Source organism: Krasilnikoviella flava (genome assembly GCF_900167525.1).
Classification (GTDB): Bacteria; Actinomycetota; Actinomycetes; order Actinomycetales; family Cellulomonadaceae; genus Isoptericola; species Isoptericola flavus.
The window spans coordinates 380,451-396,996 of the sequence record NZ_FUZQ01000006.1 but is presented as its reverse complement, the minus strand read 5'-3'; the positions used below and the strand labels follow the sequence as shown (position 1 = coordinate 396,996).

The window sequence follows — 16,546 nt, the reverse complement described above, 5'->3', positions numbered from 1 at the left end:
TGCGGCGCGCCCGGATCGTCAAGCATCGGCAGGTTACATTAATCGATAATCGCTGACAATGCGGTGGTGGCGCCTCCGACCCGCTACGGTCGGACCCGTCCGTCACTCGAAGGAGAGCTCATGACCAGCAGCGGTACCCCGGAACGCCTCGTCTTCGTCGGCGACTCCATCACCGACGCGGGCCGCGACCGCGGCGACGTGACGTCACTCGGCGACGGCTATGTCTCCCTCGTCGCGGCCGACCTGCCGAAGGCGGCGGTGGTGAACCTCGGCATCGGCGGCAACCGCGCCGTCGACCTGGAGGAGCGGTGGGAGCGCGAGGTCGCGCCGACGGCGCCCGACGTCCTCACCGTCTACGTGGGCGTCAACGACACCTGGCGGCGCTTCGACGCCGGCGACCCCACCGGCGCCGAGGCGTTCGAGGCCACCTACCGCCGCCTGCTGGCTCGCGTGCCCGACAGCCCGCGGCTGGTGCTCGTCGAGCCGTTCCTGCTGCCCGTGCGGCCCGAGCAGGAGGCGTGGCTGGAGGACCTCGAGGGCAAGCGGGACGTCGTCGCGCGGCTCGCCGCCGAGTTCGGGGCGGCCCTGGTGCCGCTGCACTCCCTGCTGACCCGTGCCGCGCGGGACGCCGGTGCCGCGGCGCTCGCCCCGGACGGCGTGCACCCGACCCCGCCGGCGTCCCGGATCATCGCGGACGCCTGGCTGACGGCGTACGCTGACGTCGCACAAACGATTCTCGATAACGACGTGAGGCTGCAGGGATGACGGACGCGCTCAGCTCGATCAGCGGCCTGGAGCGTGGGCTCCTGTCGGACCAGATCTACGACCTCGTGAAGTCGATGATCAAGACGTCGCAGCTCGCCCCCGGGGAACAGCTCGTCGAGTCCCAGCTCGCCCGCCGCCTCCAGGTCAGCCAGGCCCCGGTCCGCGACGCGCTCAAGCGGCTCGCGCACGAGGGCCTGGTGACGCACGTGCGCCACCAGGGCAACTTCGTGGCGCAGTACTCCGACGAGGAGGCGCAGCAGGCCAAGCAGGCCCGCGTCGCCGTCGAGGCGCTCGCCGGCCGGCTGGCCTGCGGGCAGCTCGCGCCCGAGACCCGCTCCAGCCTGGAGAAGGTCATCGACGAGATGCACGGCGCCGTCGAGGCGGCGGACCTGCCCGCCTTCCGCGAGCTCGACTTCGGCTTCCACCGGGCCGTCATCGAGGCCAGCGGCAACACCTACCTGCCGCGCATGTGGGACATCATCGAGCCGAGCCTGCGCTCCATGCACCTGCTCGGCGACCCCGAGTTCACCGGCGACTGGCACCAGGTGGCCGACTGGCACCGCAGCCTGCTCGACGTCCTCGACGACGGTGACGCCGACGCCGCGTCGGCGCTCTTCGAGGCCCATGCGGCCGGGACGCTGCTCGACGCGCAGGGAGAAGACTGACGCGCCCTAGCGCGGTCGGCCGCCGCTACGGGTGGGACGCCTCGTGCGCGAGGATCGCGGTCTGGGTGCGGTTCGTCGTCCCCAGCTTGCCCATCGCGCTCGCGAGGTAGGCCTTGACGGTCGACTCGGCGAGGAACAGGCGCGCGGCGATCCCGGCGTTGGAGAGTCCCTCCGCCAGCGCGTCGACCACCTCCCGCTCCTTGGGGGCCAGCCGCGCCAGACGGCTCCGCGCCGCCGTCCTGCGCCCGGAGAGGTCGTCCCCCGCGGCCGCCAGCAGGTGTCGGGCGACAGCAGGCGAGAGGATGGCGTCGCCCGCCACCGCGGCACGGACGCCCTGGTGCAGCTCCTCGGGCGTGGAGTCCTTGAGCAGGTACCCGGTCGCACCGGCGCGCAACGCCGGCAGCACGTAGTCGTCCGACAGGTGGCTCGTGAGGACGACGACCGACGTCTCCGGGTGCTCCCGGTGGACCGCGATCGTCGCGTCGAGGCCGTCCATGACCGGCATCTGCATGTCGACGAGCAGGACGTCCGGGCCGTGCGCCCGGACGAGCCGTACGGCCTCCGCCCCGTCGCCGGCCTGCCCGACCACCTCGAGGTCCGAGGCGGACTCCACCAGGCGGACGATGCCGGCGCGCAGGAGCGCCTCGTCGTCGGCGACCACCACCCGGATCATGCGGGCCTCCTCGGCAGCGCGGCACGGAGCCGGTAGCCGCCCTCGACGGTCGGCCCGGCGTCCAGGGTGCCTCCGAGCAGCGTCACCCGCTCGCGCAGCCCGGTGAGGCCGAAACCGCCCGTGGTGAGGCCGGTCGGCGGGGCGGTGGGCGGCCGGTTCTCCACGGAGACCCGGAGCTCGCCCTCGCCGTCGCCGAGCTCGACGACCGTGGCGGCGCCCGGGGCGTGCCGCAGGGCGTTCGTCAGCCCTTCGTCGACCACGCGCAGCACCGTGCGGTCGACGACGTCCGGTGCGCCGTGCGCCGCCCAGGCGCCGACGACCTGCACGGGCTGGCCCGCCCGCCTCGCCTCGGCGACCCGGGTCTCCAGCTCGGCCGCGCCGTCCGCCGCACCGCCGGGCCCGCCGACGGGGGCGTCGCCCCCCGCGGTCAGGGCACGGAGCACGGTGCGCATCTCGGCGAGGGCGGCCCGGCAGCTCGTGCCGATCTCTTGCGCGACGAGACGGACGTCGTCGTCCGCCGTGGTCGTCCTGAGCACCTCCGCCTCGACGACGGCGTAGCTCATCCGGTGGGAGACGACGTCGTGCAGGTCCCTCGCGAGCGCCGAGCGCTCGGCCGCCCTCGCCCCGGCCTCCGCCCGGGCAGCGCCGTGGGCATCCTCCTCCTGCTGGAGCCGTTGGAGGCGGCCCGCGGCGTACGCGAAGAGGATGACGACGATCCCGGCCCACAGCGCGCTCGGCCCGGTGCTCTCGGACGTGAGGAGCCAGGTGGGCCACGTCACGGTGACCGCCGCCAGCATCGCCCCGATGCTCGTCCGCGACGACGCGACGTACAACCCGGTGGCGTGCGCCGCGCCGAGCGTGGCGATCACAGGGGAGACGACGCTGGCCGCCGCGCACCCGGCGAGGACGAGCAGCGGGTGGCGGGACCGGGCGAGGAGCAGGGCCGCGGCTCCGAGCTGGGTGGCGACCTCGGCCCACGTCGGCGCCCAGCCGACGTCGGACCTGGCGCGGAGCAGCACGAGGAGGAGGCCGCCCGCGGCGCAGACGGAGGCGACGAGCACGTCGATCCGCGTCCGGGCCGGGTCCACGACCTCAGCGTAGCCAGCCTGCGCGCGACGGCGACCGGACCGGCGACCGGGCCTCTACCCCGCAGATACCGACGTTCGGCGGTATCGACAGCCACCGTTCGGGCGTGCCGGAGGCCTCCCTCCCGGCGGGACGGTAGAGGCATCAGGAAGTCCACCGACATCGAGGGATGATCATGAAGGTCCGTCGCACCGCCACCGTCTCCGCCGTCTCGGCCGCCCTCGCACTGGGTGCGCCGCTCGCGGCCTTCGCCGGTGAGGGAGACGCCGCGGCGTCTCCCTCACCGGAATCCTCCGCCCCTGCCGGGGGGTCCGCGCCCGCCGACGGGTCCGCGTCCGCCGAGGAGGCCCGCGGCACCGAGGAGTCCGGCGAGGGCACGTCGACCTCCGGCGAGACCGCGACCACCGACACCCCGCCCGCCCCGGCGGCCGACGAGGCTCCGGAGCCGGTCGACCTGGTCGACCCGGTCGTCGCCCCGGCGCCCGACGAGGACACCGACGGCACCTCCGACCAGACCGGGACGGCCCCCGAGGAGCCCGCAGAGACGACGCCGGAGAGCGACGGCGACACCAAGGAAGAGGCACCCGCCGACGTCGTCGAGCCGGCGGAGGAGCAGTCGGAGACCGAGGACCCGGCCGCGTCGACCGGGAAGACGGCCGAGGAGACCACTGAGGAGACCGCCGAGGGCGCGGAGGCCACCGCTGCCGAGGACGCCGCGCAGGAGGGGCCGGCGGCCCCGACCGCGCGGGCCGCAGCCACGAGCCCGTCGGCGTCGCTGCTCACCGGCACGTCCGCCGCGTACCCGGACCCCGCCTACGAGCCGCACTGGCACGACGGCGGCCAGGACGGCTTCAGCTGCGACTACTGGTACTTCCTCGACGCGCTCGAGGGCGGGTCGGGCAAGGACTGGAGCGGGTGGGGCGGGCAGCCGCAGCTCCACATCCTCCACCACACGCTGGTGGACGACGACGGCACCGTCCGCATGGTCTACGACCGCGACATCGCCGGCTCCTGGTACCACGCGTGGTCGGGCGACGAGAGCGTGACGCCCGACGCCGAGGGCATCCACTGGGAGAACACGTCCGCCCAGCAGACCGTGCTGGTCAACGGGTACAAGGGCGGGAACGACATGCCCGCGCGCGGGGTCGACGCGCAGCGCCTGCTCGACCGTGCGGGCGTCTCCCTGACCTCCGGCACCTCGTGGGACACCTTCCGAGGGTGGTACCAGTCGAGCGTCGACCAGGGATACCTGACGGAGGCCGAGGTCCAGGCCATGTGGCAGCAGGAGAACGACCGCCGGCTCGACTACACGGCGTACGAGGCCACCCAGTTCGCGGTCTGGTACTTCAGCACCGGTCACGACGTCATGGGCCTCCTCTTCGACGTCGACGCGAACAACCATGTGACCCTGTCGGAGAAGGCGCTGCAGCAGTTCGAGGCGTCGGACGAGGACTGGACGCGTAACTGGGACCAGGGCTACAACAGCGACCGGAAGGCGACGCTGCAGACCGCGGCGTGGCTGATCGAGCAGGGGCTGACCAGCAACGCCGTCATGCCCCAGCCCGGCTTCACCAGCAACGGCTTCGTGCGCAACACCGACGGGACGACCGACTACGGCTTCACCGCCTCGCTGGTCGGCGGTACCGGTGACGTCCACGTCGAGCTCCGCACGGCGGACGGCGCGCCCTTCCCCGAGGGCGTCGTGCTCGTGGACGCCAGCGGCCGGGTCGTCGACAGCGTCACCCCGGGTCAGAAGGTCTTCGTGCGCGTCCCCGCGGGGATGAAGGTGGCCGACCTCCCGCCGTTCCAGCTGTGGGGGTCCGCCGAGGGCACCGAGCAGGGCAGCCCGCACTTCTACACCGGCTGGGACCACAACAACCATGGCGAGGGAACGACCGACCCCGCGACGGGCGAGTGGAAGCCGGCCGAGTTCCAGCACTGGTTCATCGGCCTGGGCGAGCTCGACCGTCCGTCGACGGCCTGGGACTGGATCGGCGTGTCGCTCGCGGACGAGCCTGAGGACCCGACGGACCCGACGGACCCGACGGACCCGACGGACCCGACGGACCCGACGGACCCGACGGACCCTGCGGACCCTGCGGACCCGACGGACCCGACGGACCCTGCGGACCCCACGGACCCGACGGACCCGACGGACCCTGCGGACCCGACGGGCCCGACGGACCCGGCCGACCCGGCCGACGACCCGGCCGACGAGCCGGCCACGGCCGAGCCGTCCGACGAGCCGAGCGCCGACGACCGGGGCACCACCGAACCGAGCGCGCCGGTGTACGTCAGCCACGAGGGCGTCGTCGTCGCGGCTGCGGACGCGGCCGACCCGACCAACCTCGGTTCGTCGGACTCGCGACCGGCCCCGCAGGTGGTCGCCACCGCGCCGGGTCGCCTGGCGCAGACCGGGAGCGACCCCGCCCTGCTCGCGGCGAGCGCGCTCATCGTGCTCACGGGTACTGGGCTGGTCCTGGGCGCCCGCCGTCGTCGCCGGACGGAGGCCGAGGGTACCGGCGCCGAGTGACGGGACACCGCGACGGCGTGGGCCCGCACCCTCAGGGGTGCGGGCCCACGCCGTCGTGTCAGGGGTCGGTGCGCCGCACGTCGCCGGACGCGTCGACCCGCCAGCCGGCCTCCGCCGCCCAGGCCTCGGCGCGGTCGGTGATCTGGGCGATCAGCTCGCCCTTGGCGTCGGCGTAGGCGTTCATGTCCGACCAGTCCCGGGCAGCGAGCTCCCGCTTGAGGGCAGCGTAGGCGGCGCGGTCGTCGGCGTCGTGCCGGAGCCGGTCGCGGAAGAGCAGGTGCCGGCGCTCCCAGTCGCTGCCCGCCGCGCAGACGTGGACGTGCACGTCGAGCTCGGGCGTGCGGACCAGCCGGTGGCCGGGCTCGCGAGCCCGCAGCACGTACCCGGCGGCGAGGAGCGCGGGGAGGTAGGCCTCCTCGTTCTCGACGTCCGGCACGCTGACGTCGATGTCGACGATCGGCTTCGCCGCGAGCCCGGGCACCGACGTCGATCCCACGTGGTCCACCCGCACCGCGACAGGGCCGAGGGCGGCCTCGACGCGCTCACGCTCCCGCTCGAACCGCGCCGGCCACCCCGGGTCGGGGTCGACGACGACGATCTCGCGCTTCTCGACGCCGCCGACCAGCTCCACCCCGGTGACCTGTCCGGCGGGCACGGGCTGCGCCCGCCACTCGGGCGCGAGGACCGACCAGACCTCGATGTCCTGCCGCACCCCGCGGTGCTCGTGGTGCTCGCGCAGCACGCCGTCGCGCCGCATCCCCAGCCGCCGGGCGACGGCGATGCTCGGCGCGTTGCCCGACGCCGCCCACCACTCGACGCGGTGGATGCCGCGCTCGCGGACCGCCCAGTCGATGATGGCGCGCGCCGCCCGGGTCACCAGGCCGCGCCCCGCGGCCGCCGGCTCCAACCAGCAGCCCGCCTCGGCCGTGCCCTGGGCCACGTCCATCGTGCGGAACAGCACGCCGCCCACCAGCGTGCCGTCCAGCCAGATGCCGTAGAGGCGCCCGGTGTCGGTCGCCGCCTTCTGGGCGTACGCGGCGAGGAACGACCGGCTGGACTCCAGGTCCGTGATCCGGTCGGGGAGGGGCACGAACCGCCCGACGAACTCCCGGCCGCGGTCGATCGTCGCCAGCAGCTCCTCGGCGTGCCACGGCTCCAGCGGGCGCAGCTGGGCGCCGTCGTCGCCGAGGGACCTCGCGAACATCGTTCCTCCTGGTGTGCGGTGCAGTACGGGTGGTCGGTGCCGGACGGTCAGTAGCCGCGCTCGCCGTCGGTGAGCTCGCGCAGGAGGTCCAGGTGGCCGAGGTGGCGCGCCGTCTCCTGCAGGAGGTGGCCGAGGATCCACCGCAGCGAGACGAGCGGCAGGCCCGGTGGCGAGAGCCGCTCGAGCGTATCGAGGTCGTGGGCGGCCGCGATGCGGCGCGACGTCGCGCACTGGGCGTCGTAGGCGTCGAGGAGCTCGGTGAGCGGGGCGTCCGGCACGACCCAGTCGGTCCCCGCCGGGCTGGGGCCCGCCTGCCCGAGGAACGACCGCACCATCCAGTGGTGCTCGACGTGCGTGAGGTGCGCGACGATCCCCACGACCGTCGTCGCGGGGGACGACGGCACGAGCGGCCGCTGTGCCGCCGCCTCGTCCAGGCCCTCGCACTTCGGGCGGACCGTCGCGCGCTGCCAGTCGAGCCACTGGGTCAGCACCTCGCGGTCGTCGGGCTGCGGGGGCGGGAACCGGCGTCCGGGGGCGTCCACGGGTGCACTCAAGCAGGTGGTGGACCCGGTGTCGACGACGAGGCCTGCGTGCCTGGCGGGCCGGGTGGCGCGGGCGCGAGCGGCAGGGCGCCCAGGATCGCGTCCGCGACCTCGGCCGGGCTGCGGGTCGACGCGTCGATCGTGAGGTCGAACGGCTCGCCGTCGGCGACGTCGAGGTGGCCGCGGGCGTTGCCCGGGTGGCGGCCGTGCGTCCGCCCCGCCTCGCGCGCCTCGACCACGGCGAGCGGCGCGGTGAGCCGCACCCACCAGACCCGGTGGCCGGCGAGGTCCCGCCGCCATGCGGGAAGGATCGTCCCGTCGACCGGCATCTCGTCCAGGATGACGTCGTTCCCGGCGTCGAGCAGCGCCCGCACCGCGGCGCGCTGCCCGTCCAGGAGCCGTTGGCCGGCCTCGCCGTAGCGGATCTGGGCGCGCGGCCGGCCGTCGTCGTCGACGGTGTCCTCGTACCAGAATCCCGGGCCCGGCCCGCGCGGGTGCCCGGCCCAGTGGTGCGGGAACATCGCGAAGAAGTGGTCGAGCCCGACCACGAGGTGCGGCGTGGTGAGGCGTTCCTGGAGCACGGCGGCGACTGCCGACTTCCCGACGCTGGACGTGCCGACGACGGCGACGAGGTGACCGGGCATGCCCTGAGTGTCGTGGTCCGCGAGGACGCCGGCAACGACGCCGCCGACGCAGACGACAAGACACCTGTCTGGATATTATTCCGGTGTGGGTCCGGGCTGGTTCGAGGAGGCGACCGCGCGCAGCGCCGTCGGTCGAGAAGCGCGTTCGGTCGCGTGGGAGGCCACGCCGCTGGGGCGCCCGGACGCGTGGCCGGTCTCGCTGCGGCACGCGGTGCGGCTGTGCTTCTCCACCCGCTTCCCCGTGATGATGGTGTGGGGTCCGGACCTGACGCTGATCTACAACGACGGCTACCGCGACATGCTCGGCACCCACAAGCACCCGGCCGCCCTCGGTGCTCCGGCGCCGGTCGTGTGGCGAGAGATCTGGCACGACGTCGGACCGTTGTTCGAGCATGTCCTGGAGACCGGGGAACCGACGTGGAGCGAGGACCTGGCGCTCCTGATGAACCGGTCGAGCTTCGACGAGGAGACGTACTTCACCTTCTCCTACAGCCCGTTGCTCGACGACGACGGCGCGGTGGCGGGCGTCCTCGACATCGCGACCGAGACCACGCACGAGGTCGTCAACCAGCGTCGCCTCATGATGCTGGGGGAGCTGCAGGCGACGCTGCCCACCGCCTACGTGGACCTCTCTTCCTTCGCGGGGCCCGTGATCGACGTGCTCTCCCGCAGCAAGGACCTGATGCGCGCCGCGGTGTACGACGTCGAGAGCCCTCCCGGGATCGTCCGCGAGACGGGCACGGCGCGGGACGAGGGAGAGCTGGCCCTCGTGCAACGAGCCCTCGCCAGCGGTCAGCGGGAGGTCGCCGACGGCGTCGTCGTGAAGCCGGTGCGAGACGCCGGGCAGCCCGGGCACCTCGCTGTCGTCGTGCTGCGTGCCACCCGGTCGCGCCCCTGGGACCCGGACTACGCGCGCTTCCTGTCCGTGGTGGCGTCCACCACGGCCGCGACGCTGCGGGACGTCGTCCACCGGCAGCGGACCGACGAGGCGCTGCGACGCCGGGCGGCACGCTCGGAGGAGGAGAGCGCGCGCGCCCGGGAGGTCTCGATGGCGCTGCAGCGGGCCGTGCTCACCGAGCCCCCGGACCTCGACGGGCTCGAGGTGGTGGTGCACTACCAGCCCGCCGCGGCCGAGCGTGACATCGGCGGGGACTGGTACGACGCGTTCGTCACGAGGGACGGCGCCACGGCGGTGGTCATCGGGGACGTCGTCGGTCACGACCTGGACGCGGCCGTCGCCATGGGGCAGCTGCGAGCCCTCGTGCGCGCGATCGGCTACGACAGCCAGGCGACGCCGGCCAGGGTCCTGGAACGGGTCGACGGGGCCGTCGACGGGCTGGGCCTCGCCGGGCCGTTGACGGCCACCGCCCTCGTCGCGCGCATCGAGGCGGACGGCGGGCCGGGTGGGCGCGCCCGCACGGTGCGGTGGTCCAGCGCGGGCCACCTCCCGCCGATCCTGGTCCGCGGCGACGGGACCGCCGAGATCCTCAGCGTGCGCAACGACCTCCTGCTGGGCCTGAACCCCACGACCGTGCGCACGGACCACACGGTGCAGGTCGCCCCCGGAGACACCCTCCTGCTCTACACGGACGGCCTGGTCGAGCGCAGGAGCGGTGGGCTGCGCGGTCGCATCGACGCGCTCGCCCGACTGCTCGAGGGCACCCAGTCGCTCGCGCTCGAGGACGTCGTCGAGTCCGCGCTGACGGGCATGCTCACCGAGGCGGCCGACGACGACGTCGCCGTGGTGGCGGTCCGGGCGCTCGCCGCGGCTGCGACCGTGGCGGGCGCGGACCCCGAGAGCATCCCGGCTCAGGCGGACGTGCCGGTGTAGGGGGTCAGCGGGGCGAGTCAGCGGCGCGAGCCGTAGAGACGGTCGGCGGTCCCGGACCACACGGCCGCCGCCGCGTCGTCGTCGAGGGCCGGGAGCGCTCGGGCGGTGCGCTCGACGATCTCCGCGTACGGCGCGACGCGCGCCGACATCGGCCAGTCGCTGCCGAACAGCAGGCGGCCCGGCCCGAGCAGGTCGACGGCGGTGCGGACGGCCGCGGCGACGCGGGCCGCGTCGTCCGGTGGCGCGTGGTCGGCGGCGGCCCGGTGCAGGCCGGAGACCTTCGCGTGGGCGCGCGGACGGGCGGCGAGCGCCGCGAGCGCGTCGCGCCAGGCGTCGTCGGGCGCGCCGGTGCCGAGCCCCAGGTGGCAGACGACGACGTCGAGGTCCGGGTGCCGCCTGGCGAGCGCCGCGACGGCGGGGAGCTGCGCGGGCCGCACGAGCGTCTCGAGCACGCGGCCCGACGCCGCCAGGCCCTCGCACAGCGCGTCCAGCCCGACGACGTCGGACAGGTCCGCCGCGCCGCCCGGGACGGCGAGGCGGATGCCCGCGACCCGGACGCCCGCCGGGGTGCCGTCGTCGATCAGCGCCTGCGCCGTGCCGGCCCATGCGGCGGGGTCGTCGGGGCGGGCGCCGTACTGCAGCACGACCGGGCCGGGCAGCGGCCGGTGCACGGAGGCCTCCCGCGCGAGCCAGCGCGCCTCCGCCTCGGTGTCCGCGGCCTGCACGGCCACGGCCGCGCGGACCGGCACCGGCGACGTGCCGGCGGCGCGCCTCAGGTCGTCGGGGCCGACCCGCGCCGGCAGGCCCAGGTCGTCCCGGAACCACGAGATCCGCATCGCCGCCGTGTCCCACAGGTGCACGTGCGCGTCGACGATCCCGGTCGTGCCGCCGACCGTGCAGCTGCGCGCGTTCTGGGCGCTCACAGCGCGCGCAGCTGCATGTTCGGCGCGGCGATCGCGTCGAGCTCCGCCCACAGGTGCTCGGGGACGGAGACGTCGGCGGCGTCGGCGAAGACGTCGACCTCGGCGGGGGTGCGGGCGCCCACGACGACGGCCTCGACGCCCGGCACCCGCAACGGCCAGCGGGCGGCGGCCGCGGCCAGCGTGGCCCCGGCCGCGTCGCACGCGGCGGCCATCCGCAGCGCCCGGTCCACCTGCTCCGGCGACGCCGGGTGGTAGTCGAAGAACGGCGCGGCCACGGGATCCGCGAGCACGCCGGAGTTGTAGACGCCCGCGGCGATCACCCCGACGCCGCGCTCGCGAGCGGCGGGCAGCAGGTCGTCCAGGGCCGTGCGGTCGATCAGGGTCACCCGCCCGGCCGGCATGACGACGTCCAGGGCACCCGCGCTCTCGCGGACCAGTCGCGCCACGGGGGCGTTCCGGCCCATCCCGACGCCCACGGCCCGCACGACGCCCTGGTCACGCAGCTCCAGCAGGGCGGGCAGCGCCCCGCGCAGGGCCTCGTCCACGTCCGCCGGGTCGTGGAGATAGACGACGTCGACACGGTCGGTCCCCAACCGGGCGAGGCTGCCCTCGAGCGAGCGCAGCACGCCGTCGCGGCTGAGGTCGCCGACGGTCGTGCCGCCCGGCCCGCCGGTGCCGCCCGTGGGGACGGGCGCGCCGTCGGCGTCCACGATCACGCGGCCCACCTTGGTGGCGATCACGACCGTGTCCCGGTCGACGTCGGCCAGGGCGCGGCCGAGCCGCAGCTCGCTGACCCCCTCGCCGTAGTGCGGGGCCGTATCGAAGAACCGGACGCCGCGTTCGAGCGCGCGCCCGACCGTCGCCTCGGCGTCGCCCTCCGCCACCGGGGTGAACAGGTTGCCGATGGGGGCGCAGCCCAGGCCGAACGACGACGCGGCGACGGTCCCGGCGCCGCCGTCGGGGCGCGCGGACGTCAGAGGGCGGAGCCCTGCGCGGAACGCCATGCCTCGAACTCCCCTCGGGTGTCGGGGGTCAGGGGGTAGTAGTCGCTGAGGCGGGCGCCCTCGTCGAGGCGGAGCCGGCTGAAGACCTCCCACTCCTCGTGGTCCTGCGCGGACGCCACGACCTGGTCGGCCATCGCCCGGGGCACGATGACGGGGCCGTCGTCGTCCGCGACGACGAGGTCGCCGGGCATGCACAGCACGCCGCCGACGGCGACGGGCACGTCGTAGGCCCAGGGGAACAGCTCCGACTGCGAGGCGTAGTGCGGGGTGACGCCGGTGGACCACACGGGCAGGCCGAGGTCGCGGATCCTGCCGGAGTCCCGGATGCGCCCGTCGACGACCATGCCGGCGCCGCCCTTGCGCTGGAAGTAGCGGGCGAGGATGTCGCCCACGCACCCGGAGAACCGGCTGCCGTACGCCTGGATCACGAGCACGTCGCCGGGCCGCACCGCCTCGAGCACGTGCCACAGCGCCGTGTGCCGCTCCACGTACTCCTGCTCGTCGCCGGCGGCGAGGTCCTCGCGCTGCGGCATGAACTGCAGCGTGAGCGCCGAGCCCACCACGCGGTACCCCGGCTTGAGCGGCCGCGGTCCCTCGACGAACGAGTGCCGGATGCCGAGGCCGTGCAGCTTGGCGCACGCCGTCGCCGACGACACCTGGCCGAGCCGCTCCAGCGTCTCCGTGTCGGCCCGCTCGTACGCCGAGCCGCGCACGGGCAGCGCGATCTCGGGCCGGACGAGCCCTGAGGCGGGGTCGGTGGGCAGGACGTCGACGGGCATCCCGTCGGTGGCGAGCGCGTCGGTCATGGTCGGGCTCCTTCGTGGTGCGGGCGGTGCTGGTGGCGCGGCTGGTGGCGCGGCTGGGCTGCGGCGGGGGCGGTGAGCAGCACGACGTCGGCGCGGTGCGACGGCGGCAGCTCGACGAGCAGGTCGGGGGCGTCCAGCGGGACGGTGGTGGCGGTCCGTGTGCCGGCGCGGGCGGCCGACGCCGTGGACGGGCCGGGCCAGTCGCCGCCCTCCTCGCCCCGCGTGACGACGCCCGTGAGGCGCTCCTCGCCGAACCGCGAAGGCCGCACCCGCACACGCCGGGCGTGCGTGGGGGACAGGTTGACGAGGCTGAGCTCGACGCGGCCGGTGCCGTCGGCGTCGCGGTCGAGCCCGGACACGAGGGCCGCGACGTCCGGCGGCAGGCCGGGGCGGTCGCGGTCGGCGTCGGTGTACGCGACGGCGGCGAACGGCAGGCCGCCGTTGTACAGGGTCTGCGGCGTGCCGGTGATCAGCTGCCCCAGCACCTCGGTGACGACCGGGTTGGCGCGCTGCCAGAAGTGCAGGTGCACCGTCTCGGGGTCCACGGGCTCGGCGTCCATCACCGCGACGCGGCGGGCGAGCTGGCCGAGCGCCATCGACAGCGCGCGCTCCGGGTAGTCGAGCAGCGAGCCGTCGAGGAACGCGAGCCACGGTCCCTCGTGCCCGGCCTCGACCTTGTCGCGGAACGGGCGCACCTCGTCGGAGCCGGGGAGGCCGTCGAGCACCCGGTCCAGGCGCTTGCGGTCGGCGTCGTCGCGCGTCCACCACCACAGCCAGGTGGGCAGGTCGAGCTGCAGCGGGCCGTAGTCGAACCAGCCGTCCGCGCCGAACCGGTACGGCACGAGCGTGGCGGGCTCGGCGGCGTGCGGCCCGAGGCGCTCGAGCCAGCTGCCGCGCAGGCTGAACGGCGTCTCCGTGACGGGCGCGGTGATCGCGTGGTCCAGCGCGGTGTCGAGCATGGTGCGCACGAGGTCGAGCGGCCCGTCGTCCCTGGTGCCTGGCACGGTGCCCGGCACAGCGCCCGACACGAACGACGCGTTGATCGCGCCGATCAGCGTGCTCATGCCCACCGAGTGCAGCCCGTGCGGCCAGGTCCAGCCGTAGTGCCCGCCGTACCAGGCGCCGTCGTGCAGGCCGCCGACGGTGCCGTCGGGCGCCACGTTGTCGGGCATGAGGCCGCCCGCCGCCGCGGCGCGCTCGCGCCAGCCGTCGACGTACCGCGCCACCCACGAGGCGGACGCGGCGTCGCCGTCGTACAGCCAGCGGTTGGTGACCAGGGACGTCGCGGCGAGGTTGACCGCCGTGTCGCCGGCCGCGCGACGCTGCAGCTCGTCGCCCATGAGCCGGGCGTGCGCCGGGTCCTCCAGGTCGGACCAGCGCGTGATGCCGGGCAGCCCGTGCAGCGGCAGCCCGTAGGCCTCCATGTAGTCCAGCGACGCCGGGTAGGTGAGCCACTCGGTGCCGAGCCCTTCCAGCGGCCCTCGCGCCCCGTTGTGCGGCGCGGTGACGATGTTGCGGGCGGGGTCGTAGTTGCCGTGCGCCGGGTCGGTGTACAGGGCCGCGAACCGGCGGGCGCGGTCGGCGAACCGCTCGTCGCCCGGGTCGGCCGCGCACAGGCCGTAGAAGAACAGCAGCGACTCGCCCTGGTGGAACCAGTCGTACCCGTTCTCGTACTCGCCGGTGAGCATGCCGGCCTCGGTGAGCTGCGCCGTCACGCCCTCGAAGTGGTGCTTCGCCGCGTCGAGGATCGCGTCGCTGCCGCCGAGCGCGTAGAACGCGGGCCAGTTGAAGAACGGCTCGTACAGGTCGTCCACGCCGTCGCGGTGCTCGAAGCCGCCCGCGTGCAGGATGCGGCCGTCCGGCCCGGAGTAACGCGCCGAGAACAGGCGCCACGCCTCCTCGGTCGCGTCGAACAGGCGTCGCTCGAGCACCGCCCAGGCGGGGACCTCGTGCAGGGGGGTCGTGGGGATACGTCCGGTCATGGCGTCAGCCCTTCGTCGCCCCGGCGACCAGGCCGCCGATGATGTGCCGCTGCATGAGGACGAAGAACAGGATCGCCGGGGTGACGGCGAGCAGCAGCGTCGGGAACACGGTGGTGTAGTCGGTGGAGAACTCGCCCACGGCGGCGTACACGCCCGTCGTCACGGTGTAGATGCCGGAGCCCGGGCCCAGGATGATCTGCGGGCTGACGAAGTCGTTCCAGACGCTGATGGAGTTCAGCACGACGATCGTGGCGACCACCGGCTTCATGATCGGGAAGATGCACGCCCAGAAGGCCCGGATCTTGCCCGCGCCGTCCAGCGCCGCGGCCTCGTCGATGTCGCGGGGCACGGTGCGCAGGTAGGCGGCGAACAGGAAGATCGTCACCGGCAGGGTGGCCGCCGTCTCGAACAGGATGAAGCCGGGGATGGTGTTGATGAGGCCGAGCACCCGCAGCACGAAGACGACGGGGATCAGCGTCACCTGGCCGGGGATGAACAGGCCGGACACGAAGAGCAGCAGCAGGCCCAGGTGCCACTTCGAGCGGCCGCGCGCGATGACGTACGCGACCGGCGCGGCGAGCGCGATGCCGCACAGGTTGACCAGCGCCACGAACAGCAGCGTGACGCCGTACGCCCGCACGACGTTGAACTTCTCGCTGGTGAGCGCCGCCTGCAGGTACTCCAGGCTGAAGGTGTCCGGGGTGATCGCCAGCGGTGAGGCGATGATCGCGTCCTGCGGCTTGAAGGCGTTGATCACCATGATGTACAGCGGCACCACCATGACCAGCGCCACCAGGCCCAGCACCACCCACTTGAGCACGGTGCCCACGCCGGGCCGGGGGCGGGGGTGCGGCCGTCGGGTCCGCGGGGTCGTCGCGGGGGGTGCCGCGTCGGCCGCCGTCCCCGCCCGGACGACGCCCGCCGCCGCGGCGCCCGTCGCCGTCGTCGTCTCTGTCGTCGCCATCAGTCCGCCACCTTCTTCTCCGCGCCGCGTCGCGCGAACGTCACGGCGAGGCCGAGCACGGCCGTGACGATCAGCAGGATCACGGACTGCGCCGCGCCGAACCCGAGCTCGGACTGGCCGAACGAGTCCCGCAGGATCTGGTACACGATCGTCTGGGTCGACCCGGCCGGGCCGCCGTCGGTCAGGGCGAGCACGATGTCGTAGACCTTGAGCAGCCCCACCAGCGTGAGCACGAGGTTCACGGTGAACACGGGGGCGATGAGCGGCAGCGTCACGTTGCGGAACTGCTGCCACTTCGAGGCGCCGTCCACGGTGGCGGCCTCGTAGTACTCGGTGGGCACCGACTTGATGCCCGCGAGGAACAGGATCATGTTGAAGCCGAAGGACGACCACACGATCGTGAGGATCACGCTCGCCTTCGCGAACCCGACCTCCGTGAGGAACGGCACGGGGCCGACGCCGAGGTGCCCCAGCAGGCCGTTCACCGCGCCCTCGGGGGCGAGCATCGCCGACCAGAGGAACCCGATGATCAGCGAGCTGATGATGTACGGGTAGAAGAAGATCGTGCGCAGCAGCGTGTTCGCGCGGCCGTTGCCCGCGATGAGGGCGGCGATGAACAGCCCGACGGCGTTGCACAGCACCGTGCCGCAGAACGCGACGACGGCGGTGAAGACGGCCGCGTCCACGGTGCGGGGGTTGCGGAAGGCCTCCGCGTAGTTGTCGAAGCCGATGAACGTGAAGTTCAGGCTGTAGCCGTTCCAGTCGGTCAGGCTCAGCACGAACGCCAGGAACATCGGCACGATGAACATCGCCAGGAAGACGAGGACGGCGGGGCCGCCCATGACGATGCCGGGCAGGCGGTCGCGCCACACGCGCGCCGCCGGACGGCGGCGCGCGCGGGCGGGGGAGAGGGTGGCAGCCATC

Annotated in this window: 15 protein-coding genes; 4 read left to right on the top strand and 11 right to left on the bottom strand. The window is 74.3% G+C overall.

Annotated features, from left to right (window positions below):
* Positions 1–120 precede the first annotated feature (120 nt).
* Complete coding sequence (locus B5Y66_RS17975; protein WP_079575975.1) at positions 121–765, top strand: SGNH/GDSL hydrolase family protein; 645 nt, start codon at positions 121–123, stop codon at positions 763–765.
* Positions 762–1,430 carry a GntR family transcriptional regulator gene (locus B5Y66_RS17970; RefSeq protein ID WP_079575974.1) on the top strand — a complete coding sequence of 223 codons (669 nt, stop codon included), beginning with the start codon at positions 762–764 and terminating at the stop codon, positions 1,428–1,430. Before B5Y66_RS17975 ends, B5Y66_RS17970 begins: the two co-directional genes overlap by 4 nt.
* A gap of 25 nt (positions 1,431–1,455) precedes the next feature.
* On the opposite strand, the gene B5Y66_RS17965 is transcribed toward B5Y66_RS17970, so the two are convergent.
* The gene (locus B5Y66_RS17965; RefSeq protein WP_079575973.1) at positions 1,456–2,103 is read right to left on the bottom strand and encodes a response regulator; all 648 of its coding nucleotides are present in this window, start codon (positions 2,101–2,103) and stop codon (positions 1,456–1,458) included.
* Positions 2,100–3,191 carry a sensor histidine kinase gene (locus B5Y66_RS17960; protein ID WP_079575972.1) on the bottom strand — a complete coding sequence of 364 codons (1,092 nt, stop codon included), beginning with the start codon at positions 3,189–3,191 and terminating at the stop codon, positions 2,100–2,102. Before B5Y66_RS17960 ends, B5Y66_RS17965 begins: the two co-directional genes overlap by 4 nt.
* A 173-nt stretch (positions 3,192–3,364) precedes the next feature.
* On the opposite strand from B5Y66_RS17960, the gene B5Y66_RS22785 reads away from it, so the two are divergent.
* Positions 3,365–5,722: a prolipoprotein diacylglyceryl transferase gene (locus B5Y66_RS22785; protein ID WP_139820961.1), complete on the top strand. Its 2,358-nt coding sequence runs from the start codon at positions 3,365–3,367 to the stop codon at positions 5,720–5,722.
* 58 nt (positions 5,723–5,780) lie between these two features.
* On the opposite strand, the gene B5Y66_RS23055 is transcribed toward B5Y66_RS22785, so the two are convergent.
* Genes B5Y66_RS23055 through B5Y66_RS17940 form a run of 3 tightly spaced genes read right to left on the bottom strand, consistent with a single transcriptional unit; the run spans position 5,781 to position 8,112 of the window.
* Complete coding sequence (locus tag B5Y66_RS23055) at positions 5,781–6,926, bottom strand: GNAT family N-acetyltransferase (protein ID WP_079575971.1); 1,146 nt, start codon at positions 6,924–6,926, stop codon at positions 5,781–5,783.
* 47 nt (positions 6,927–6,973) lie between these two features.
* Positions 6,974–7,468 (bottom strand): DinB family protein, encoded by a 495-nt coding sequence (locus B5Y66_RS17945; protein WP_217700839.1) that lies wholly within the window; start codon positions 7,466–7,468, stop codon positions 6,974–6,976.
* Between the two features lie 8 nt (positions 7,469–7,476).
* Positions 7,477–8,112 carry a phosphotransferase-like protein gene (locus B5Y66_RS17940; protein WP_079575970.1) on the bottom strand — a complete coding sequence of 212 codons (636 nt, stop codon included), beginning with the start codon at positions 8,110–8,112 and terminating at the stop codon, positions 7,477–7,479.
* A gap of 85 nt (positions 8,113–8,197) precedes the next feature.
* On the opposite strand from B5Y66_RS17940, the gene B5Y66_RS17935 reads away from it, so the two are divergent.
* Positions 8,198–9,943 carry a SpoIIE family protein phosphatase gene (locus B5Y66_RS17935; protein WP_079575969.1) on the top strand — a complete coding sequence of 582 codons (1,746 nt, stop codon included), beginning with the start codon at positions 8,198–8,200 and terminating at the stop codon, positions 9,941–9,943.
* Between the two features lie 17 nt (positions 9,944–9,960).
* On the opposite strand, the gene B5Y66_RS17930 is transcribed toward B5Y66_RS17935, so the two are convergent.
* The 6 genes from B5Y66_RS17930 to B5Y66_RS17905 are packed head-to-tail and all read right to left on the bottom strand — an operon-like array spanning position 9,961 to position 16,545.
* Positions 9,961–10,866 (bottom strand): amidohydrolase family protein, encoded by a 906-nt coding sequence (locus B5Y66_RS17930; RefSeq protein WP_079575968.1) that lies wholly within the window; start codon positions 10,864–10,866, stop codon positions 9,961–9,963.
* Positions 10,863–11,870 carry an aldo/keto reductase gene (locus B5Y66_RS17925; protein ID WP_079575967.1) on the bottom strand — a complete coding sequence of 336 codons (1,008 nt, stop codon included), beginning with the start codon at positions 11,868–11,870 and terminating at the stop codon, positions 10,863–10,865. The genes B5Y66_RS17930 and B5Y66_RS17925 overlap by 4 nt, the downstream gene beginning before the upstream one ends.
* Positions 11,840–12,676: an RraA family protein gene (locus B5Y66_RS17920; RefSeq protein ID WP_079575966.1), complete on the bottom strand. Its 837-nt coding sequence runs from the start codon at positions 12,674–12,676 to the stop codon at positions 11,840–11,842. The genes B5Y66_RS17925 and B5Y66_RS17920 overlap by 31 nt, the downstream gene beginning before the upstream one ends.
* Positions 12,673–14,658 (bottom strand): hypothetical protein, encoded by a 1,986-nt coding sequence (locus B5Y66_RS17915; protein ID WP_079575965.1) that lies wholly within the window; start codon positions 14,656–14,658, stop codon positions 12,673–12,675. The genes B5Y66_RS17920 and B5Y66_RS17915 overlap by 4 nt, the downstream gene beginning before the upstream one ends.
* Positions 14,659–14,662: 4 nt before the next feature.
* Positions 14,663–15,622: a carbohydrate ABC transporter permease gene (locus B5Y66_RS17910; RefSeq protein ID WP_245807197.1), complete on the bottom strand. Its 960-nt coding sequence runs from the start codon at positions 15,620–15,622 to the stop codon at positions 14,663–14,665.
* On the bottom strand, positions 15,622–16,545 hold the full coding sequence (locus B5Y66_RS17905) for a carbohydrate ABC transporter permease (protein ID WP_079575964.1): 924 nt from the start codon (positions 16,543–16,545) through the stop codon (positions 15,622–15,624). Before B5Y66_RS17905 ends, B5Y66_RS17910 begins: the two co-directional genes overlap by 1 nt.
* Between the last annotated feature and the right edge of the window lies 1 nt (position 16,546).